Origin of the sequence: Streptococcus sp. FSL L8-0526 (genome assembly GCF_038007145.1) — a bacterium.
GTDB classification, from domain to species: domain Bacteria; phylum Bacillota; class Bacilli; order Lactobacillales; family Streptococcaceae; genus Streptococcus; species Streptococcus thermophilus.
In genome coordinates, this window is the sequence record NZ_JBBOWP010000001.1 from 356,599 (window position 1) to 376,325 (window position 19,727).

Below are 19,727 nucleotides of genomic sequence, written 5' to 3' on the forward strand. Positions count from 1 at the left end.
ATCCTTAATCAAATAGATGATAAAACCATTAGCATAAAAGGGACTGAATTTGCATTGAGTAGGATTCAGTCCTTTTTATTATCTAAATCTGCTTCTATAATAACCAATTTATGGAGTAAAACTTGTGTCACGTCAGTGTGCACAAAAAGAAAACGTTTGCAAAAAGAGGAATAATTTGTTACCATGACCCTGAAAGCCATAGTTTTATAACTGATTTGAAATTGGCTGTATTTTGAATAAAACATATCAATAATATAGTGAAATAGCATTAAAATTTGGGAGGACTTACATATGGTATTTAATAATGATTGGTTATTGAGTCAAATAAGAGGCACAGCTAATATGATTGGAAAGGTTTTTAAACTAGAGACCATTTTAATTGATTTAGGTGTTGTAGAGGATGAAGAGGGGCGAACAATAAATGGAAATGATTATCTCAACCAACTTATTATTGATGAAAAATTTGATTTAGCTACCGAATTTATCCATGGGCAAATGAAAAGGCTTAGTACATATGAATATAATCGCTTAGTTGATATTTATATTGTATATCTAAAATCATTAGATAGTGAAACACAGAAAAGAAATAAAATTAGTGATGATTCTATACAAGTAGTCCAAGATAATCTTAGAAATTTTAGTTGGTAAAGGTTATGCTTAGAGCCATTTCAAAAGGAAGAAGCTAGCTTTCTTAATAACAATTCATACAAAAAAGAATTTAGAATCGAATACTTAGCGTATTAAAAGAATAAGGTCATATATAAGTTTTATATCTAACCTTTATTATTACTAGACAAAATGTTTTCGCATATAACTAAAAAGGACTCAGATAGGATATTGGCTTAATATTATAAATGAGTTTCCCAATATCATTATTATTTAGTAGAACATCATTATGAATCAAATTTGGTATCACAGAGTTATAAATTTGATAGTGGCAATCTTATTAAAACAGAGTAGGTGTTATAAAAAGTTTAGTAATGCTACTATATATGTTTATTGTGTTTTTAAAGCTCTCATATTGAAAAAACTTCATACTAAAAAAGCACTCTAACAATAATGCTAGAGTGTTTTTGAATATCCAAATTTCTAATTTTATTTCACAAAAAAATGTAGTCAAAAATGTAGTCATTTGGTTGATTTTTAATGCAATATACTGAAATTCGAAAATTCAATAACCGCATAAAATCAAGGTTTTAAACGTCAACTGACGTGTAATGACCTATTATTTAACTTCAGTAAAGATTACATGTTTACGCAATTTTGGTGAGTATTTTTTTAATTGAAGACGGTCTGGAGTGTTACGTTTGTTTTTTGAAGTAAGGTACAAGCGTTCACCAGATTCTTTGTGTTCAAGTGTAATATTTACGCGCATGGTATCTCCCTTCTATTATTCAGCTGATGCAGCTTTAGCGATTTTACGTCCTTTGTAGTATCCTTTAAGTGATACACGGTGTGAACGTGAGTAATCTCCAGTTGTTTTGTCAAATTGTACTGATGGAGCAGTCAATTTGTAGTGTGTACGACGTTTGTTTTTCTTCGCTTTTGAAGTGTGACGTGCAGGTACTGCCATTTCTTTATTTCCTCCGAATTAATAGTTATGTTCTTGATTTTAAATCAACTATAACAGAATAACATATCTTTATTGTAAAGTAAAGTTACTTGACAAAAACTTTTTATCAATATATATAGTTAAAAGTTATATAGAATGATAGTAAATACATATTTCACAGCTATAACGGAAAGTGCTAGAATAGGCTTATTATAACATTAAGTGAAAGAATAAAAAGGAGTAAATAACTATGAGTAAAGTACATTATCATTTTGATCATGTTGGTTCTTACCTTCGTCCACAAGCTCTAAAAGAAGCACGTGAAAAATTTGCCAATGGTGAGATTTCGCAAGAAGAATTACTGAAAGTACAAGATGAATTGGTTAAGGAATTGGTTCACCATGAGGTAGAAAATGGTCTTCAAGTCGTTTCTGATGGTGAATTTGGTCGTTCTTGGTGGCACCTTGATTTCCTATAGAACCTAACTGGTTTTGAAGCTTACCAACAAGAAGATTCATACAAATTCCATGGTGCCAAGACACGTACAACCAACGTCCGTATCAACGGTAAAATTGCCGAAAATCCCAACCATCCTTTCTATCACGACTTTGAATATCTTAAATCAGTGACTCCTGAAGGAATCACTCCAAAAGTAACTATTCCAAGTCCATCACTCATCATTAAACGTGACCACCGTAGTGATCTTTATGCAGATTACTATGATTCATGGGCTGATTTCCTTGATGCTTTGGCTAAAGCTTACCATGATACCATCCAACATTTCTACGATTTGGGTGCACGTTATGTGCAATTGGATGATACAACTTGGGGGTATTTGATTCAACAGTTTGAGAATGAAAAAAATAATCCTGAGAAAACAGCTGAGTTGGCAAAAATTGCTGAGGATGATGTATACACTATTAATAAAGCTTTGGAAGGTCTTCCAGAAGATTTGACTTTGGCTACTCATATTTGTCGTGGGAACTTTAAATAAACTTATCTTTTTGAAGGTGGCTATGATTCAGTAGCTAAATATCTTGGTCAATTGAACTATGATATCTTCTTCTTGGAATATGATGATGCGCGTTCGGCTAGCTTCGCACCACTTCCAACGATTTGGAATAACCGTGATCATGTTGAATTGGTACTTGGTGTGATTACTTCTAAGGATCCAGTTTTGGAAGATGTAGATGCTGTCATTGCTCGTATCCATGAAGCGGCTGAACTTGTACCACTTAAGAATCTTGGAATCTCAACTCAATGTGGTTTTGCCTCAATTGAAGAAGGTAATATCTTGACTGAGCAAGACGAGTGGAATAAATTGCAATTGATTAAAACTATTACTGATAAGGTTTGGTTATAATAGAAAGAGTGTATAGGATGGGGTAAGCCTGTCCTATTTTTAATAGCAAAAAAAGTTTCGTGGAAGATAAAGAGACAAAACAAAGAATTCTACAGTTTTTTGGGAAAAGGAGAGCTCCTAATAATTTCACTACTTGTTTGTTGATGAGTAAGCTTGACCATTATATATACCCAGAGGTCTATTTCTTTCTTACGTTGAAAAAACCTGCACCATTTCCCAAAAGCTATGTAAATTATGATAGAATAGAGTGATTATATCTGTAATAACGGAAAAGGAGGGCAGGTCTATTTGAGACCTGTATCATCATTATGAAACTTCAAAAACCTAAGGGAACGCAGGATATTTTACCTGGGGATAGTGCCAAATGGCAGTACGTGGAGAATGTTGCACGTGAAACATTTAAAAAATACAATTATGGTGAAATTCGTACGCCTATGTTTGAACATTACGAGGTCATTTCACGTTCGGTAGGTGATACAACTGATATCGTTACTAAGGAAATGTATGATTTTCATGATAAGGGAGACCGTCATATTACACTCCGCCCAGAAGGAACAGCACCGGTTGTACGCTCTTATGTAGAAAACAAACTCTTTGCGCCAGAGGTCCAAAAACCTGTTAAAGTTTATTATATTGGCTCAATGTTCCGTTATGAACGTCCTCAAGCAGGACGCTTGCGCGAGTTCCACCAACTAGGTGTAGAGTGCTTTGGCTCAAAAAATCCAGCAACAGATGTTGAAACAATTGCCATGGCCTACCAACTCTTTAATACGCTTGGCATTAAGGATGTTACTCTTCATTTGAATAGTCTTGGAAATACTGACAGTCGTCTGGCTTATCGTCAGGCCTTGATTGACTATTTGACACCAATGCGCGAGAGTTTGTCAAAAGATAGCCAACGCCGTTTGGAAGAAAATCCTTTGCGAGTACTTGATTCAAAAGAAAAAGAAGATAAGGTTGCAGTTGAAAATGCTCCATCTATCCTTGATTATTTAGATGAAGAAAGTCAAACTTACTTTGATGAAGTGCGTGCCATGCTCGATAGTCTTAACATTCCATATGTGATTGATACCAATATGGTACGTGGTCTGGATTACTATAACCACACGATTTTTGAATTTATTACCACTATTGACAAGTCTGAGTTAACAATCTGTGCGGGCGGTCGTTATGATAGTTTGGTTGAATATTTCGGTGGTCCAGAAACAGCTGGATTTGGTTTTGGACTTGGTTTAGAACGCTTGCTTTTGGTTCTTGATAAGCAAGGCATTAAACTTCCGGTAGAAGAAAGTCTTGATGTCTACATTGCAGTACTTGGTTCGGGCGCTAATGGCAAAGCTCTTGAGTTAGTTCAATCCATCCGCTACCAAGGATTTAAAGCTGAACGTGATTACCTTGGACGTAAGATTAAGGCACAGTTTAAGTCAGCAGATACCTTCAAAGCCAAGACTGTTATCACATTAGGTGAGAGTGAAGTGGAGTCAGGTGTGGTTAAGGTCAAAAATAATGCTACTCGTGAGGAAGTTACCGTAAGTTTTGAAGAGCTAACTACAAACTTCGCAACAGTCCTCAAACAGTTAGAAAAGTAGGGGGTATATGGTTAGTATAGTTGATATGCTCAAACGGAGTGAAAAATTCAGTTTGGCTTTTGATCGTAGTATGCCCATTCGTTTCCAACAACAGTTTTGGCAGTTGATTGCATTTCTCGATAAACATGAGATTACGTGGTTTAATGATGAACCTGCGAGTGATCATGCTATGTGTCAACAATTGCTTGGTCAAGTTTGGCGCCAAGATTGTCAAGATGTAGTTTTGAATTTTGAAACCCAGGAACGCTATTTGGGCTGGCAAGTAGATGAGGAAACTGATGAACTTAGTGTTATCATTGAAGATGTTTATGGTTTCCGTTGGAATAGTTTGCTTGATTTAGAAACAGCTGACTACCGTTTTGAAGATTTTGAAGAATTTGCTGAAGATTATGTGGATACTAGTGAATTGTTTAAACAATTTGGTAAATAGTTTTATAAAAAAGAAAGTCTATTAAAATTCGAGCCTGAAATGGGTGGGGTTTTGATGGGCTTTTTGCTATAATAGTTAAGACTAAAAAATTAACGAAAGAAGTGTATTTATGGAACGTTCTATGTATGCCGGTCGTGTTCGTAGTGAACATATCGGAACTACTATTACTTTGAAAGGTTGGGTATCTCGTCGTCGTAACCTCGGAGGTTTAATTTTTATCGATCTTCGTGACCGTGAAGGTTTGATGCAGTTGGTTGTTAACCCTGAAAATACTGATGCAGCTGTTGTTGAAACAGCTGAGAGCTTGCGTAGCGAATTTGTTATTGAAGTAACAGGAGCAGTTGAAGCGCGTGAACAAGCTAATGATAACTTGCCTACAGGTGCTGTCGAGCTTAAAGTTGAAGATCTTAAAGTCCTTAATACTGCCAAAACAACACCGTTTGAAATCAAAGATGGTGTTGAGGCTAGTGATGATACACGTATGCGTTACCGTTACTTGGATCTTCGTCGTCCAGAGATGTTGGAAAACTTTAAGCTTCGTGCCAAGGTAACCCATACCATTCGTAATTATCTTGATGACTTGGAATTTATCGATGTTGAAACACCAATGTTGACAAAATCTACACCAGAAGGTGCACGTGATTACTTGGTTCCAAGCCGTGTTAGCCAAGGCCACTTTTACGCTCTTCCACAAAGTCCTCAGATTACTAAACAATTATTGATGAATGCTGGTTTTGACCGTTATTATCAAATTGTAAAGTGTTTCCGTGACGAAGATTTGCGTGGTGATCGTCAACCTGAGTTTACACAAGTTGACTTGGAGACTTCTTTCCTTAATGAGCAAGAAATCCAAGATATTACAGAAGGATTGATTGCTAAGGTTATGAAAGAAACTAAAGGGGTTGAGGTGACACTACCATTCCCACGCATGTCTTATGATGATGCTATGAATAACTATGGATCTGATAAGCCAGATACACGCTTTGACATGCTTTTACAAGACTTGACAGGACTTGTCAAGGATGTAGACTTCAAAGTATTTGCTGAGGCACCAGCTGTTAAGGCGATTGTTGTTAAAGGAAATGCAGATAAGTATTCACGTAAAAGCATTGACAAGTTGACAGACTTTGCCAAACAATTTGGTGCTAAAGGTCTTGCTTGGGTTAAGATGACTGATGGAGTTCTAGCAGGTCCAGTTGCTAAATTCTTGACAAGTATTGAAGAAAAGTTGACAGATGCTTTACAGATTGAAGAAAATGATTTGGTTCTTTTTGTAGCAGACACACTTGAAATCGCTAATAACACACTTGGTGCTTTGCGTAATCAAATTGCTAAAGAACTTGACATGATTGACAACACTAAATTTAACTTTCTTTGGGTTGTCGATTGGCCAATGTTTGAGTGGTCTGAAGAAGAGGGCCGTTATATGTCCGCCCACCACCCATTCACTTTGCCAACAGAAGATTCTGCAGCAGAACTCGAAGGAGATCTTTCTAAGGTACGTGCTGTAGCCTATGATATTGTCTTGAATGGTTATGAGCTTGGTGGTGGTAGTCTACGTATCAATCAGAAAGACTTACAAGAACGTATGTTGAAAGCCCTTGGTTTCTCTGAAGAATCTGCCTATGAGCAATTTGGTTTCCTTCTCGAAGCTATGGACTATGGATTCCCACCACATGGTGGCTTGGCTCTCGGGCTTGACCGTTTTGTTATGCTTCTTGCAGGTAAAGATAATATTCGTGAAGTGATTGCCTTCCCTAAAAATAATAAGGCATCCGATCCTATGACTCAGGCTCCAAGTCTTGTGGCTGATAAACAGTTGGAAGAACTTGCCCTTCATGTAGAATTAGAAAATGAATAAAGCACCTCTTCATAAATATGTTAAGTATATAGAGAAAAAATCTGCAAAGAAAATGGGCGTTTTACAAGCGGCACGTAGTATCTCTCGTGAAAAATATACTGAAAAATTTTCAGCGTCAGTACTCTATGGGCTCTTGTCATCAATTGCTGTGAATTTCTTCTTTCAACCTGGGCATGTCTACTCCAGTGGATCTACAGGGTTGGCGCAGATATTATCAGCATTGAGTCTCAGGACTCTAGGCTTTGAGATTCCAGTATCATTGACTTTCTATGCGATTAATATTCCACTCTTGATTTTAGCTTGGTATAAGATTGGCCACAAATTTACCATCTTCACCTTCATTACGGTAACAATGAGTTCCCTTTTTATTCAGGTGATGCCTCATGTGACCTTAACGGAGGACCCATTGATAAATGCTATTTTTGGTGGTCTGGTCATGGGAGCAGGGATTGGTTTCGGTTTAAAATCACGTATTTCTAGCGGAGGAACAGATATCGTCAGTCTCACTATTCGTAAGAAAACGGGTCGTGATGTTGGGAATATCTCCTTGATTGTCAACGGGATTATCATGATTTTTGCAGGTATTCTTTTTGGCTGGAAATACGCTCTCTATTCTATGGTTACAATTTTTATTTCTAGTCGAGTAACGGATGCAATTTTCACTAAACAGAAGAAAATGCAAGCCATGATTGTCACAAGTAATCCTGATCCAGTTATAAGGATGATCCATAAGAAACTTCACCGTGGTGTAACGATGATTAACGATGCGGAAGGAACTTATAATCACGAAAAGAAAGCAGTATTGCTAGCTATTATTACCCGTGAAGAGTATACGGACTTCAAGTATTATATGAGAAAAGCAGACCCTAAAGCTTTTGTTTCAATCGCAGAAAATGTACATATTCTAGGTCATTTTGTTGATTTAGATGATTAATAAAGAAGGGAGTTGACGACTGTTTGCTTCCTTTTTTACTAGAGAGAATTCTTGACGAAATGCCAGCATGGCTTTACAATAACAATATGATTAGATTTTTAATTCCAACTGCAAAAGAAATGAAGCCCAGTAAGGAAGTCCCCTCCCAAAAACTATCTGAAAAGAGTGAAGCTATTCTAACAGAAATAGCTAAGTTATCCACAGACGATTTGTCCATAGCTTATAAAATAAAGCCTGAGCAGGCTGAGAAAGAAAAGCAGCGTTGGGATGCAATTTTAGCAGGTGAAGCGAAGAATTACCCAGCTGTCGAGCTTTTTAACGGACTGATGTATCGTCACATTAAACGCAAGGACTTATCCACATGTGAAAAAGATTTCCTCAGTCACCAAGTATTTATCACATCTTCTTTTTATGGGATTATTCCCGCTTTCTATCCGATTCAAGAACATCGTCATGACTTTCATACAAAGGTTAAGGTTAATGGTCAGTCCTTAAAAAATTATTGGCGTGCTGAATATGACCAATTCCTAGAAGATAGTCAAGTTCCAGTTGTTTCCTTGCTTTCAAGTGAATTTGAAGATGTCTTTAGTCCAAGTCTTCGTAAGCAGTTATTCACAGTTAGTTTTATGGAAGACCGTAATGGTATTCTTAAGACACATTCAACGATTTCTAAAAAGGCTAGAGGAGCTTTTTTGACAGCTGTAATGGAGGAAAGTTGTCAAACCATAGATGCCTTACGAGACTTATCCTTTGATGACTTTTACTATCGTAAGGATTTATCTTCTGATAGTGAATTGTTTTTTGTAAGAAAAGTTAAAAAAGCCTGAGTTACAAACTCAGACTTTTTCTTATATCATGTCTTTACGATCGACTTGCTCATAGTTGTTTTGACCGTCATTCAACTTGTCCCAGATAACAACCTTTCCTTGATCAAGAGATTTTTTGACATCAATAATACGTTGATTAGATGATCCTCGAAACTGGAGCATAAGGTTCTTTTTAGTAATATCAAAACGTCCATCTACGAGAATGTCAACGAGATGAAGAAGTTCTATCTTATCAGGAGTTTCAAGCATTAGCTCTTCCCAAGTATAACCAGTCCAAGACCAAATGTCTTTTTCGGGTAGTTCCTTACGGATACGCTTGACTAAGGGAGTTAGAATACCAGTATTTAGAAAAGGTTCTCCACCCAGTAGTGTGAGACCTTGCACATAGGGTTGTGCTAAATCTTGTATGATTTGTTCCTCTAGTTCTTTGGTATAGGGAATCCCTGCCTTGAAGGACCAGGTAGCAGCATTATAGCATCCCTCACAGTGAAACATGCAACCAGAGACATAAAGTGAGTTACGGACCCCTTCACCATCAACAAAATTAAAGGCCTTATAGTCAATAATGCGTCCTTGGCTAAGCTCTTCGGACTTCCATTCTTGTGGTTTTGGTGTATTCCATGTCATGATTTTACTCCAAATCTATCCAATAGCGCTCAGTTTCGTTACAAATGTCCTCTAGTTGACCACCGTTGGCTAATATAACAGCTCGGCTGGCTGGATTTTCTGTACTACAAGTGACCAGAGCACGCCGGATGTTCTTTTCCTTAGCAACTTGTAAACCTTGGCGGAGGGCCTCTTTAGCATAGCCCTTACCTCTTTCAGATGGACGAATGGAGTAGCCAATGTGGCCACCTTTTTCTAGTAAGCGCCCATTTAAACGAAGACGAAGATGTAGAAAACCAAGAGGATAACCTGATTCGTTGAAACTGACCAGCTGTATAGCAGGAACCCAGTTTTCAGGGATATTAAGTCCTGCTTCTGACTGAAGATTTTCTTCTAGCCATTCTTCATAAATAAAATTGTCCGTTTTCCAAAATCCACCATCATGGACAGATTTCTCCCTTTCAAATTCACCCATCATGTCTAAGATAGCTTCTTTATCTGCTTGACTTGGTCGGCGTAAAATCATCTTATTTCTTCTTTCCAGCTTTTTTTAAAAGGGCTTGGACACGTGCTTTTTTGTCATTTTTGACAGTTGCATTTTTTTCGTGGTAACGTTCCACCTGTCGCATACCTTTATAATCTAATTGATATTTACCCATTGTATTCCTTTCTAAAAACTAAATAAGCAAAGCAGTTGGAGGATATTATCCAGCTGCTTCTAGTTTATTATAATGCATTATAGGTCTTATTAGAGATGTTTGCCACCATATTTGATGGTTGAACCATTCATATGTTTGACTCGGGCTGAGATTTCTTTGTGGCGTCCTTTAACCATAGGGCGGGCCTGTGGATTCCCTAAATAACCGCAAGTACGTTTGACGACATCAACTGTTTTAGGATCTGTGTTACCACAATTAGGGCACATGAACCCACGTTCTGTTGGAGTGAAATCCCCTTCAAAGTCACACTTGTAGCATTTATCAATTGGAGTATTAGTGCCAAGATAGCCGACACGGTCATAGGCAAAGTCCCAAACAGCTTCAAGTGCCTTAGGATTTTGTTGGAGGACTGGATATTCACAATAATGGATGAACCCACCAGTTGCACCAGCCTCTGGGTAAGCTTTCTCAAATTCCAACTTTTCAAATGGTGTTGGATTTTTACGGACATCGTAGTGGAAGGAGTTGGTGTAATATTCTTTATCTGTGATATCAGTTATGACACCGAATTTTTCAGTATCCAAGCGACAGAAGCGATCTGTTAAACTTTCTGATGGTGTTGAATAAACAGAGAAATGATAGTCATATTCGTCAGACCAACTTTCACAAGCATTTTTCATTGCTTTAACGATATTTAAAGTAAATGTCTTGGCTTCTAGATTAGTTTCCCAATCGTTACCATAAAAAACAGATGCTACTTCATAAAGTCCAATGTAACCAAGTGATACGGTTGCACGACGATGTTTGAAGAGTTGGTCGACGCTGTCGAATTTACGCATACGCTGACCAAAAGCGCCATACTGATAAAGAATAGGTGCATTGGCAGGTGTAGCTTCTTTTACCCGCTCAACTCGATAAACGAGAGCATCTTTGGCAATTCCCATTCTTTCTTCAAAAATTTCCCAAAATTTATCTTCGTCTCCTTTAGACTCTAGCGCAATTCTAGGGAGATTAAGGGTGACTACGCCAAGATTCATTCGTCCAGAATTAACTTCAACGCCATTTTCATCTTTCCAACCCTGAAGGAAGGAACGACATCCCATAGGGGCTTTGAAGGAGCCTGTCAATTCAATGATTTTGTCATATGATAGGACATCTGGATACATACGCTTAGTTGCACATTCAAGTGCTAGCTGTTTAATGTCGTAGTTAGGTGAGTTAGGTTCCAAGTTAAGTCCGCGTTTTAGGGTGAAAATGAGTTTTGGGAAAATGGCTGTGCGGTGCTCTGATCCAAGACCTAAAATACGAACTTGGAGGATAGCTTTTTGGATTTCACGTTCAAACCAGTTTGTTCCCAAACCAAAACCGAGAGAGGTAAATGGTGTTTGACCATTTGAGGTGAAAAGCGTATTTATCTCATATTCAAGAGATTGCATAGCATCATAGATATCTTTACGCGTTTTAGCATGAGCATAGTCTTCCTGTTTTTCCTCAGTCACCCATTCTTTAGCATCTGCTAAATGTTTCTTGTAGTTGAGTTCTGCATAAGGCGCCAAGAATTCATCGATGCGATCTGCTGTACAGCCACCATACTGACTAGAGGCAACATTTGCGATGATTTGTGAAATTTGTGCTGTTGCAGTTTGAATGGATTTGGGACTTTCTACTTCAGCGTTACCGATTTTAAAACCATTTGCCAACATGCCTTTGAAGTCAATCAAACAACAGTTTGTCATAGACGTGTAAGGGCTGTAGTCTAAATCGTGGAAATGGATATCTCCCTTTTGATGAGCATTTGCTACATGTGGAGGAAGCATCTTAAGTCCAACAGATTTTCCAACAATACCTGCGGTTAAATCACGTTGTGTATTGTATAAATCACTATCCTTATTGGCATTCTCATGAACAACAGCCTGATCCTTATTAACCAGTTTGTTAATGGTGAAATTGATATCAGTAGCCTGAGAACGCTCAAAATCACGTTTGGTACGGTAGTTAATGTATTCTTGAGCGATAGCGTATTCGTTAGCTTCGAATAACTCATGCTCTACGATACTTTGAATTTCGTATATTTTGATATTGTGAGAGAAGCGATCATTGATTTCGGCCACAACACGGTTGGCAATTCCCTCCAATTTAGTCTCAATTAATGGTGTGATAGGTGTAATAGTTTCGCTTGCTTTGAGAATAGCTTCATATATTTTGCTTGAATCAAAAGTAACCATACGCCCATCACGTTTGATAACTTTGATATCGGGGTTGACTGTAACCTTTTCTTTTTCTAATGTAATCATCTAAAAACACCTCGCTGCTAATTATAGCACTAATTATAGCACTAGGCAAAAAAAAATCAATATATTGTGGTATATTTTTATCTCAACCACTATATATTGATTTTCGATCTATTTTAGGACATAGATAGTATATCGTTCAACGCCTTTTACAGGTGCTTTTTTATAGTTTTTTGAAAGTGTCGATTTAAACTCAGAAGGCAATTGCGTATCTTGTTGGACAACAAGATATTGTGCTGAATCTTGAACAAGAGTGTCTAAAAGAGCCTTTTGATGACTTGATTTAGCTGTGTTAAGATCAGGAAGAACAAATGGTGAAGCTGATTTACGATTACTTTTCAAATAAATTTTTGCTGATGAATCATAAACGTAAATAGTTTCATCTTTCTTGGTATTTTTAGCGAGGTAATTTGCGACACTGCTACGTTCAGCATTATTTCCTAAATCAAATAGGAACATGATGATTGGTATAGCAAAGGCAAATGCAAAAACGACTATAGGTAAGAAATAATTACGGCTAAGGAAGATACCAAAAACTTTTAGCGTGCAGATTTGGTTATCATTACGACCTCGGTGAGAGGTTCGCTCCGCTCTCTTTTTAATAGCATCATCCAGAGAAAGTGCAGTCAAGACTAAACCATATGGGACGATGGTAAGAATGCTGTAAAGTCCAAAACTTTGAGAGAATAGACTGTAAACTAGTGTAAAGATAAAGCTAAGGATTAATATCCATTTAATGCTTTTATCTTTAGCATCACCAAGGAGGTGGTTACCTGTAGTAACTACACCAATAAGGAGTCCAGAACCTATAACAGCAAAACTTTGGTAAGCCAATGTCAGTAGGAAGTTATTTTTTTCTACAGCGAGTTGTGTAAAGTTGTAAACTAGAACTTGATTAATATAGTCCGAAGTGATTTGCAAGTTTAGGATGAAATAAAGGCATAGGTACAGTACTAAAATATTACCAAAAATAATACAAAGGACTTGATAAAAACCACGAGCAAAGTGCTTGTTGACAAGATTGTAAACGAATATTGTCACAAGTGATAATACCCAGAAAATAAGAGTTCGAGCTTCAAAGAGTGCTCCAGCAGCACCAGCAAAACCGTAAAGAATAAAGGCTTCATCACGACTGTGACCAGCAAAGTACCGGGTTAAGAAGAAAATAGCACCGAGGACAAAAGGCATGGCAAATTGGATTGGATAGAGTCCACCAAAACCAAGTGTCCCATTAATTAAAAAGAAAATAATACTAATTAGAGTTGCAATTTCCTTCTTATTTGTCATATGCATGACAACCTTGTAAAGGTAGCTGCCAGAAAGATAGTAGGTTAGAAACTGTATTGGAATTAACCAAAGAGTAGACCCCAGACGAAAAGCCAGAGAAATTAGGAAATAATAGAAGAACCCACCTGTCGCAAAAAAGTCAGAATAGGGTAAACTACCATTGGCAAACATTTTTGCAATGTAAAGGTTTTGGGATTGTATATTATTGGAAAAGTCTGTAAAGCAAGGGACTGATATACTACATGCACTCAAAATCAGACTGAGGATAAGGATATGTGCTTTATGCTTACAAGGAAGTGAAATCTTAGTTTTTTTCTCTATCTGATAAGAAGTTGATTCTTTTGTATGCCCTTGAATTGTTACTTCACCCTTTTCAGATTGCTTATCATGTGTATGAGATTGATGGGGGCTTCGATGATAACCTTGATAGCTACCTGATCCTAGGATATTGTCTTTGTTATATGGACTCAAATTAAACTCCTTTGCTGTCATTTTGAAAGTTACAAATAAGGGAAAAAACCAAAATCTCTTATTTAAAGTATATCAGATAATACCATTTAGTCAATTTCTCTCTTATTTCTTACATTTAAGAAAAGACCGTCTAAAAAAGAGACTGAAATAAACTATTTCAGTCTCTTTTTTAGAAGTAAATGATTAGGCTTAGTTACGCCCAATATTATTTTTTAGTTTTCATCGATAAAGCTATTGAAAACTTCTTCAATCATATTCCATTCAGCATCTGAATCTTCAGGAATTGGTTGAAGGTCGCCTTCAGTGCCGTCCTCATTTTCAGTGAATGAGTATGCCTGGATTTCGATTTCTCCATCTGCATCTTCTTCAGCACCAGCTGGAACCAAAAGAACATAGTTCTTACCGAATTCTTCACGTCCATCAATCGTTAATAAGATTTCAAAAAGTGTTTCATTCCCTTGTTCGTCTACTAAAGTGATGACTTCATGGTCATGGTTGTGATCGTGATTGTGTGACATATTGTTCTCCTTTTTGAAGAGAGTACTCAATAGTGAGGTGAATCTAGAAGTTCTGACTGGTAGTTCACTAGATTGTCGCTCGACTAATCGGTCTCTATTTACAGTTTATTAAAACATTCGATCGAGGTAGTTTTGCAAAATAAGTTGAGCAGCCAATTTATCAATAACTTTTTTACGCTTACCACGGCTGACATCTGCTTGTTCAACTAACATACGTTCTGCTTGAACAGTTGTCAATCGCTCGTCTTGGTAATCTACAGGAAGGTTAAAGATTTCCTTGATTTTATCACCATAAGCTTTGCTAGCCTCAACACGTGGTCCTTCAGTGTTATTCATATTTTTAGGGAGACCAATGACAAATTTATCTACCTGATATTCTTTAACGAGTTCACCTAGACGGTCGAAGCCAAACTCTTTATCTTCCTCGTTAATTTTGATAATTTCAACGCCTTGGGCCGTAAAACCAAGTGGGTCACTAATAGCAACACCCACTGTTTTTGAGCCAACATCAAGTCCCATTACTCGCATTAGAGGTCAGTTCCATTTCCTTTAAGATAATAGCGAACGAGTTCTTCAACGATTTCATCACGTTCGTATTTGCGAATTTGGTTACGGGCATCATTGTAACGCGGAACATAAGCAGGGTCACCGCTCAGAACATAACCAACGATTTGGTTGATAGGATTATAACCTTTCTCAGCCAACGAACGGTAGACATTTGTCAAAGTATTACTGATTTCATCTTTATCACCGTCGTTTAGGTTGAAACGAACAGTTTCATCTGTAAATCCCATACTGACACCTTCTTTCTATAAGGATTATCTATTAGTTCCTTATTATAACATAAGTATACCCAAAAGTGAAAGACGATGAACACTAAAAGAGATGACTGATGTCATCTCTCTTAATGTCTAATAAGATTAAACGCGTTCAACTTTACCAGATTTAAGTGCACGAGCTGAAGCCCAAACTTTTTTAGGTTTACCGTCGATAAGAACAGTAACTTTTTGAAGGTTAGGCTTAAAGACACGTTTAGTTTTGTTCATAGCGTGTGAACGGTTGTTTCCAGAAACAGTTTTACGTCCTGTAAAGTAACATACTTTAGTCATTTCGTGTTTTCCTCCTAGGTAGAATTTATTACGGATGTGCTAGCACCACATACCAAAATATTCTATCATAAGAATTTAGGTTTGACAAGAACTATTTATAATTTCTTTTTACAGAAAAATAGTATATTCTTATTATAAGAAGAATAAATAGTTAAAAAAAGGAGAGAAGATGCCAGATAATCTTGCCTTACGCATGCGTCCACGTTCAATTTCAGAGGTGATTGGTCAGAAACATTTAGTTGGTGAAGGTAAAATTATTCGCCGTATGGTAGAGGCGAATATGCTGTCGTCAATGATTCTCTACGGACCTCCAGGAATCGGGAAAACCTCGATAGCCAGTGCTATTGCAGGAACAACAAAATTTGCTTTTAGAACTTTTAATGCCACTGTCGATAGCAAAAAACGTCTACAGGAAATTGCAGAAGAGGCTAAATTTTCAGGTGGTTTAGTTCTACTTCTAGATGAGATCCATCGTTTGGATAAAGCAAAACAAGATTTTTTGTTACCATTATTAGAGAACGGAAATATTATCATGATTGGTGCCACAACCGAGAATCCGTTTTTTTCTGTAACACCAGCCATCCGTAGCCGTGTACAAATATTTGAGTTGGAACCACTCTCTAATGAAGATATCAAGGAAGCTATTTTGAATGTTCTAGGGGACAAGGAGCGTGGCTTCGCCTTTGAGGTTCACTTAGATGATGATGCTCTAGATTTTATTGCGACAGCTACTAATGGTGATTTACGATCGGCATATAATTCTTTGGATCTGGCTGTCATGTCGACACCAGCTTCAGGAAATGGGCAGCATCATATTACTTTAGACATAGTGGAAAATAGCTTACAACGCAGTTATATTACTATGGATAAAGACGGTGATGGGCACTATGATGTCCTTTCTGCCTTGCAAAAATCTATTCGAGGATCTGATGTTAATGCCAGTCTTCACTATGCGGCACGTTTGGTTGAGGCAGGGGATTTGCCTAGTCTAGCACGTCGCTTGACTGTGATTGCCTATGAGGATATTGGTTTAGCTAATCCAGATGCACAAGTTCACACGGTCACAGCCTTGGAAGCTGCACAGAAAATAGGTTTTCCGGAGGCACGTATTTTGATTGCCAACGTAGTTATTGACTTAGCATTATCACCTAAGTCGAATTCGGCTTATAAGGCAATGGATGCTGTCCTGGCGGATCTTAGAAAGTCTGGGAATTTACCTATTCCGCGTCATCTGAGAGATGGACACTATGCTGGAAGTAAGGCACTGGGTAATGCACAAGATTATAAGTATCCACATGCCTATCCTGAAAAGTGGGTTAAGCAACAATACCTTCCAGATAAATTAAGAGGAGTCAATTATTTCCAACCTAATGAAACTGGGAAATACGAAAGAGCTCTTGGAGCTAATAAAGAACGAATCGATAAGTTATCTAGATAATACGAGAAGAATCAACGAAAACGATTGCAAAAAAAATGATTTTTCCTCTTGCAATAATTTTCAAAAGTGGTATTATAAAAACATAGAAATTGCTGTGGTATACGAATCCACATATAAGTGTTGACCGACTAATTTTTGTATTATCGGGAGACAGAGGTCTATTAACAGTGTGCAGGCTGGCTCACCCAGAAGCAACTGAAGTTAGTAGCGAGTCGCCCACCTGCTTTTTTACGTCGCGGGTTCAATACAAACTGTGGATCATCGGTACCAATACAGCATCCAGCCTCCTTAGCTCAGTTGGTAGAGCAGTGGACTCTTAATCCATGGGTCACAGGTTCGAGCCCTGTAGGGGGCATCTAAATACAACAGGAAAAGCCTTGATTTACAAGGCTTTTTTTGCTTGTTTAAACATGAATTATTGCCTCGTAAGATATCTGCTTTATGTTATGATATCAGTCAAGCAATAGAATTGAAGAAGGAGGCATGTGTTGAAAATTGCAATCATTGGCTATAGTGGTTCTGGAAAGTCGACTTTGGCAAGTTTTTTAGGTCAACACTACAGTTCTGAAGTACTTCATTTAGATAAAATTCATTTCACATTAAACTGGCAAGAGCGGACAGTTAATGAAATGACTGATAATATATCAAAATTTATGTTACAAAAAGGTTGGATTATCGAAGGTAACTACTCGACTTGTCTTTATGAAAAACGTATGAGAGAAGCAGACTGTATTATATATTTCAACTTTAACAGATTTAATTGTCTCTATCGGGCTTTTAGGCGATATTTAAGATACAAGGGGTAGACGTGTCCTAGCATGGCGGAAAATTGTAATGAAAAATTCGATTTCGAATTTGTGAAATGGATTTTATTAGACGGACGTTCACAAAAGAATGTAACGAAATTTAAAGTTGTTGTAAAAAAAGTATCCTGACAAAACAATAGTTTTAAAGAATCAAAAGCAGTTAAACAATTATATGAGATACTGTCAATAATTATGTGTAAACACTCAAGTAGAGTTGAAGAATGTTAATCAAATAAGCTTTCAAGTGTGTCAGCACATTGGCCAAACCCTTTATGGATGCGTTGATTTTGCTTGAAATTATAATCTTCAAACAGGGTAACTAAATAACGTCCCAGAGCCTCCTCGTTAGGAAAAAGAATCTTCTTTTTCGTTTGACGTTTGATCTCTTTGTTAAGAGACTCAATGAGGTTTGTCGAATAAATGCTATGCCAAATCTGGTAGGGAAACTGATAAAAAGTTAAAAGATTATCCGTATTCTCCAGACTTTCCATGACTTTCCTATACTTTGGTTTCCATTCGGAGATAAAGTTCTCTAAAGCTTGCACTGCCATTTCTAAATTTTCAGCACGATAAATCGTTTTAAATTGCTCCAGAATAACCGCTCTATCTGCTCGTTTCACTTTACTAGCTAGATTTCGACTAATATGAATTAAGCAACGTTGTTGTTTAGCTAATGGGTAAGCCTGATTGATAATCTCTTCAAGCCCCTTGAAGCCATCGGTCACTACAAGAGAAACCTGTTGGATTCCTTGGTTTTGAAGCTTGTCTAACAGGGTGGACCAAGAAGCATTGTTTTCATTTGGGGCGATTTCATATCCAAGAACAGCCTTCTGTCCTTCTGGTGTAATGCCAAGTGCGATATGAATACATTCTTTACTAACGGTTCCACGTCTTAATGGAAGATAGGTTCCGTCAAGAAATAAAACAGAGTAATTGGCTTCTAAGCTTCGCTCATGAAAAGTAGCGACATTCTCCTGAGTTGCTTTTGAGATATTAGAAATTGTGGCAGGACTATAGTGATGACCATACATTCGCTCGATGATATCACTAATTTCTCGAGTAGTTACACCGGTTTGATAGAGTTTAATAACCATCTCTTCCAAGTGGTCATCTCGACGTCCATAAGTGGGAAGCAAAGCTGGACTAAAGTTCCCATTACGATCTCTAGGAATGCTCAACTGAACAGTCCCATATTTGGTTTCGAATTTCCGTGCATAGCTTCCGTTACGACTATTCCCAGAATTATAGCCTAATTTATCGTAAGGTTCATACCCTAAAAAGGCTGATAACTCTGCTTGAAGCAGATCATTCATAGCTGTTTCAAGAGAAGTACGGAAAAATTCATCAATATCTTGCTTTTGGGCTAGGAAGTTAAGTAGTTCTGTGGTAAACTGAGTTATAGGAATAAATCTCTTTCTAGTAATGTTTTGCAACTCTACTATAACGGATTTATTCCTTTTTGTGTTTACACAACTTATTTTACACTACCAACTGGCAAGGGCGGACAGTTAATGAAATGACTGATGATATATCAAAATTTATGTTACAAAAGGGTTGGATTATCGAAGGTAACTACTCGACTTGTCTTTATGAAGAACGTATGAGAGAAGCAGACTGTATTATATATTTCAACTTTAACAGATTTAATTGTCTCTATCGGGCTTTTAGGCGATATTTAAGATACAAGGGGCAGACGCATCCTAGTATGGCGGAAAATTGTAATGAAAAATTCGATTTTGCATTTGTGAAATGGATTCTATTAGATGGACGTTCACAAAAGAATGTAACGAAATTTAAAGTTGTTGTAAAAAAGTATCCTGACAAAACAATAGTTTTAAAGAATCAAAAGCAGTTAAACAATTATATGAAGAAGGTTAAAAAACTGCTATAACTATTTACTCATAAAATAATTGATAGCTCTATATAAGATATGAGATTAAAAAATATAGTAAGTAATTAGTTGCAATCTGGGTTGTAACTGTCAGA

19 protein-coding genes, 1 tRNA gene, 1 other RNA gene and 3 pseudogenes are annotated in these 19,727 nt (G+C 37.1%); 12 read left to right on the forward strand and 12 right to left on the reverse strand.

Annotated features, from left to right (window positions below):
- The first annotated feature begins 291 nt into the window (after positions 1 to 291).
- Positions 292 to 648 carry a hypothetical protein gene (locus NSQ85_RS01945; protein ID WP_024404754.1) on the forward strand — a complete coding sequence of 119 codons (357 nt, stop codon included), beginning with the start codon at positions 292 to 294 and terminating at the stop codon, positions 646 to 648.
- Positions 649 to 1,225: 577 nt separating this feature from the next.
- On the opposite strand, the gene rpmG is transcribed toward NSQ85_RS01945, so the two are convergent.
- Both rpmG and rpmF read right to left on the reverse strand, forming a co-directional pair.
- Positions 1,226 to 1,375 carry a 50S ribosomal protein L33 gene (rpmG, locus tag NSQ85_RS01950; RefSeq protein WP_002262412.1) on the reverse strand — a complete coding sequence of 50 codons (150 nt, stop codon included), beginning with the start codon at positions 1,373 to 1,375 and terminating at the stop codon, positions 1,226 to 1,228.
- Positions 1,376 to 1,390: 15 nt separating this feature from the next.
- Positions 1,391 to 1,573: a 50S ribosomal protein L32 gene (gene rpmF, locus NSQ85_RS01955; RefSeq protein WP_340781043.1), complete on the reverse strand. Its 183-nt coding sequence runs from the start codon at positions 1,571 to 1,573 to the stop codon at positions 1,391 to 1,393.
- A gap of 229 nt (positions 1,574 to 1,802) precedes the next feature.
- Here rpmF and NSQ85_RS01960 point away from each other — a divergent pair.
- The 6 genes and pseudogenes from NSQ85_RS01960 to yaaA all read left to right on the forward strand — a co-directional run bounded on the left by NSQ85_RS01960 (position 1,803) and on the right by yaaA (position 8,556).
- Positions 1,803 to 2,915 (forward strand): annotated as a pseudogene (locus tag NSQ85_RS01960) (vitamin B12 independent methionine synthase).
- Positions 2,916 to 3,223: 308 nt separating this feature from the next.
- Positions 3,224 to 4,504, forward strand: a complete 1,281-nt coding sequence (gene hisS, locus NSQ85_RS01965; RefSeq protein WP_340781045.1) for a histidine--tRNA ligase — start codon at positions 3,224 to 3,226, stop codon at positions 4,502 to 4,504.
- Positions 4,505 to 4,511: 7 nt separating this feature from the next.
- Complete coding sequence (locus NSQ85_RS01970) at positions 4,512 to 4,934, forward strand: hypothetical protein (protein ID WP_002946366.1); 423 nt, start codon at positions 4,512 to 4,514, stop codon at positions 4,932 to 4,934.
- Positions 4,935 to 5,043: 109 nt separating this feature from the next.
- Entirely contained in the window at positions 5,044 to 6,795 is a 1,752-nt protein-coding gene (aspS, locus tag NSQ85_RS01975) for an aspartate--tRNA ligase (protein WP_340781047.1), read from the forward strand.
- The gene (locus NSQ85_RS01980) at positions 6,788 to 7,729 is read left to right on the forward strand and encodes a YitT family protein (RefSeq protein ID WP_179972398.1); all 942 of its coding nucleotides are present in this window, start codon (positions 6,788 to 6,790) and stop codon (positions 7,727 to 7,729) included. The genes aspS and NSQ85_RS01980 overlap by 8 nt, the downstream gene beginning before the upstream one ends.
- Before the next feature lie 86 nt (positions 7,730 to 7,815).
- Positions 7,816 to 8,556: a peroxide stress protein YaaA gene (gene yaaA, locus NSQ85_RS01985; RefSeq protein WP_340781528.1), complete on the forward strand. Its 741-nt coding sequence runs from the start codon at positions 7,816 to 7,818 to the stop codon at positions 8,554 to 8,556.
- Positions 8,557 to 8,577: 21 nt separating this feature from the next.
- On the opposite strand, the gene nrdG is transcribed toward yaaA, so the two are convergent.
- The 9 genes from nrdG to rpmB all read right to left on the reverse strand — a co-directional run bounded on the left by nrdG (position 8,578) and on the right by rpmB (position 15,497).
- Positions 8,578 to 9,183 carry an anaerobic ribonucleoside-triphosphate reductase activating protein gene (gene nrdG, locus NSQ85_RS01990; RefSeq protein WP_340781050.1) on the reverse strand — a complete coding sequence of 202 codons (606 nt, stop codon included), beginning with the start codon at positions 9,181 to 9,183 and terminating at the stop codon, positions 8,578 to 8,580.
- 4 nt (positions 9,184 to 9,187) lie between these two features.
- Positions 9,188 to 9,688 (reverse strand): GNAT family N-acetyltransferase, encoded by a 501-nt coding sequence (locus tag NSQ85_RS01995; protein ID WP_179972395.1) that lies wholly within the window; start codon positions 9,686 to 9,688, stop codon positions 9,188 to 9,190.
- A gap of 1 nt (position 9,689) precedes the next feature.
- On the reverse strand, positions 9,690 to 9,821 hold the full coding sequence (locus NSQ85_RS02000) for a hypothetical protein (protein WP_340781052.1): 132 nt from the start codon (positions 9,819 to 9,821) through the stop codon (positions 9,690 to 9,692).
- A gap of 89 nt (positions 9,822 to 9,910) precedes the next feature.
- On the reverse strand, positions 9,911 to 12,115 hold the full coding sequence (gene nrdD / locus NSQ85_RS02005) for an anaerobic ribonucleoside-triphosphate reductase (RefSeq protein ID WP_340781054.1): 2,205 nt from the start codon (positions 12,113 to 12,115) through the stop codon (positions 9,911 to 9,913).
- Positions 12,116 to 12,223: 108 nt separating this feature from the next.
- A complete protein-coding gene (locus NSQ85_RS02010; protein ID WP_340781055.1) occupies positions 12,224 to 13,870 on the reverse strand; it encodes a hypothetical protein in 1,647 nt (548 codons plus the stop codon).
- Positions 13,871 to 14,082: 212 nt separating this feature from the next.
- Positions 14,083 to 14,388, reverse strand: a complete 306-nt coding sequence (locus NSQ85_RS02015; RefSeq protein ID WP_340781056.1) for a DUF1292 domain-containing protein — start codon at positions 14,386 to 14,388, stop codon at positions 14,083 to 14,085.
- Between the two features lie 108 nt (positions 14,389 to 14,496).
- The gene (gene ruvX, locus NSQ85_RS02020; protein ID WP_111679751.1) at positions 14,497 to 14,916 is read right to left on the reverse strand and encodes a Holliday junction resolvase RuvX; all 420 of its coding nucleotides are present in this window, start codon (positions 14,914 to 14,916) and stop codon (positions 14,497 to 14,499) included.
- Positions 14,916 to 15,182, reverse strand: coding sequence for an IreB family regulatory phosphoprotein (locus tag NSQ85_RS02025; protein WP_002952186.1), 267 nt, complete (start codon positions 15,180 to 15,182; stop codon positions 14,916 to 14,918). Before NSQ85_RS02025 ends, ruvX begins: the two co-directional genes overlap by 1 nt.
- Positions 15,183 to 15,308: 126 nt before the next feature.
- Positions 15,309 to 15,497 carry a 50S ribosomal protein L28 gene (gene rpmB / locus NSQ85_RS02030; RefSeq protein ID WP_084826191.1) on the reverse strand — a complete coding sequence of 63 codons (189 nt, stop codon included), beginning with the start codon at positions 15,495 to 15,497 and terminating at the stop codon, positions 15,309 to 15,311.
- Between the two features lie 169 nt (positions 15,498 to 15,666).
- Here rpmB and NSQ85_RS02035 point away from each other — a divergent pair, with 169 nt between their 5' ends.
- From NSQ85_RS02035 to NSQ85_RS02050, 4 genes and pseudogenes are all read left to right on the forward strand, one after another.
- Complete coding sequence (locus NSQ85_RS02035; protein WP_084826190.1) at positions 15,667 to 16,935, forward strand: replication-associated recombination protein A; 1,269 nt, start codon at positions 15,667 to 15,669, stop codon at positions 16,933 to 16,935.
- A gap of 86 nt (positions 16,936 to 17,021) precedes the next feature.
- Positions 17,022 to 17,217, forward strand: a non-coding RNA gene (gene ssrS / locus NSQ85_RS02040) — 6S RNA.
- Positions 17,218 to 17,290 (forward strand) — tRNA-Lys (locus NSQ85_RS02045). It begins immediately after the preceding RNA gene.
- A gap of 133 nt (positions 17,291 to 17,423) precedes the next feature.
- Positions 17,424 to 17,931, forward strand: a pseudogene (locus tag NSQ85_RS02050) (DNA topology modulation protein).
- A 34-nt stretch (positions 17,932 to 17,965) separates the two neighbouring features.
- Here the strand turns inward: NSQ85_RS02050 and NSQ85_RS02055 are convergent.
- Positions 17,966 to 19,141, reverse strand: a complete 1,176-nt coding sequence (locus NSQ85_RS02055) for an IS256-like element IS1191 family transposase (protein ID WP_179972979.1) — start codon at positions 19,139 to 19,141, stop codon at positions 17,966 to 17,968.
- 83 nt (positions 19,142 to 19,224) lie between these two features.
- Between NSQ85_RS02055 and NSQ85_RS02060 the strand changes: the two are divergent.
- Positions 19,225 to 19,632, forward strand: a pseudogene (locus NSQ85_RS02060) (DNA topology modulation protein FlaR); the annotation flags it as partial.
- Positions 19,633 to 19,727 lie beyond the last annotated feature (95 nt).

What these genes read in the sequence shown, in the direction of transcription:
- nrdD (WP_340781054.1), bottom strand. Translation starts at nt 12,115, where the DNA reads ATGATTACATTAGAAAAAGAAAAGGTTACAGTCAACCCCGATATCAAA.
- NSQ85_RS01980 (WP_179972398.1), top strand. Translation starts at nt 6,788, where the DNA reads ATGAATAAAGCACCTCTTCATAAATATGTTAAGTATATAGAGAAAAAA.
- NSQ85_RS02025 (WP_002952186.1), bottom strand. Translation starts at nt 15,182, where the DNA reads ATGGGATTTACAGATGAAACTGTTCGTTTCAACCTAAACGACGGTGAT.
- NSQ85_RS02000 (WP_340781052.1), bottom strand. Translation starts at nt 9,821, where the DNA reads ATGGGTAAATATCAATTAGATTATAAAGGTATGCGACAGGTGGAACGT.
- ruvX (WP_111679751.1), bottom strand. Translation starts at nt 14,916, where the DNA reads ATGCGAGTAATGGGACTTGATGTTGGCTCAAAAACAGTGGGTGTTGCT.
- hisS (WP_340781045.1), top strand. Translation starts at nt 3,224, where the DNA reads ATGAAACTTCAAAAACCTAAGGGAACGCAGGATATTTTACCTGGGGAT.
- NSQ85_RS02035 (WP_084826190.1), top strand. Translation starts at nt 15,667, where the DNA reads ATGCCAGATAATCTTGCCTTACGCATGCGTCCACGTTCAATTTCAGAG.
- NSQ85_RS01995 (WP_179972395.1), bottom strand. Translation starts at nt 9,688, where the DNA reads ATGATTTTACGCCGACCAAGTCAAGCAGATAAAGAAGCTATCTTAGAC.
- rpmG (WP_002262412.1), bottom strand. Translation starts at nt 1,375, where the DNA reads ATGCGCGTAAATATTACACTTGAACACAAAGAATCTGGTGAACGCTTG.
- rpmF (WP_340781043.1), bottom strand. Translation starts at nt 1,573, where the DNA reads ATGGCAGTACCTGCACGTCACACTTCAAAAGCGAAGAAAAACAAACGT.
- NSQ85_RS02015 (WP_340781056.1), bottom strand. Translation starts at nt 14,388, where the DNA reads ATGTCACACAATCACGATCACAACCATGACCATGAAGTCATCACTTTA.
- NSQ85_RS01945 (WP_024404754.1), top strand. Translation starts at nt 292, where the DNA reads ATGGTATTTAATAATGATTGGTTATTGAGTCAAATAAGAGGCACAGCT.
- NSQ85_RS01970 (WP_002946366.1), top strand. Translation starts at nt 4,512, where the DNA reads ATGGTTAGTATAGTTGATATGCTCAAACGGAGTGAAAAATTCAGTTTG.
- yaaA (WP_340781528.1), top strand. Translation starts at nt 7,816, where the DNA reads ATGATTAGATTTTTAATTCCAACTGCAAAAGAAATGAAGCCCAGTAAG.
- aspS (WP_340781047.1), top strand. Translation starts at nt 5,044, where the DNA reads ATGGAACGTTCTATGTATGCCGGTCGTGTTCGTAGTGAACATATCGGA.
- nrdG (WP_340781050.1), bottom strand. Translation starts at nt 9,183, where the DNA reads ATGACATGGAATACACCAAAACCACAAGAATGGAAGTCCGAAGAGCTT.
- rpmB (WP_084826191.1), bottom strand. Translation starts at nt 15,497, where the DNA reads ATGACTAAAGTATGTTACTTTACAGGACGTAAAACTGTTTCTGGAAAC.